The organism is Pseudoalteromonas sp. GW168-MNA-CIBAN-0100, assembly GCF_040309225.1.
In the GTDB taxonomy this organism is placed as follows: Bacteria; Pseudomonadota; Gammaproteobacteria; order Enterobacterales; family Alteromonadaceae; genus Pseudoalteromonas; species Pseudoalteromonas arctica.
In genome coordinates this window covers 1-298 of record NZ_JBEOOL010000394.1, presented here as the reverse complement: position 1 = coordinate 298, position 298 = coordinate 1, and the positions used below count along the sequence as shown (strand labels likewise).

The 298-nt window shown below is 43.6% G+C and carries 1 pseudogene; it reads left to right on the top strand.

The features are described 5' to 3' along the window. Positions 1-298, top strand: a pseudogene (locus tag AAEY62_RS21635) (bifunctional indole-3-glycerol-phosphate synthase TrpC/phosphoribosylanthranilate isomerase TrpF); the annotation flags it as partial.

Genomic DNA, 298 nt, shown 5'->3' with positions numbered 1-298 from the left:
GCATAGCGTTGCTGACTCGTTAAATATGTCGGTGCTAACTGAGGTAAGTAACGAAGCAGAAGTACACCGTGCGCTTGCCCTTGATGCTAAAATAATTGGCATTAACAACAGAGACTTACGCGATTTAAGTACAGATTTAGCCACCACCGAAAAGCTACGTAAACTTATTCCGGCTAATAAAGTCGTTATTTCGGAGTCGGGTATTTACACCCACCAAGACGTAAAACGATTAGCGCCACTTTGCGATGGCTTTTTAATTGGCAGCTCACTTATGAGCGAACGCGATTTAGAACAAGCC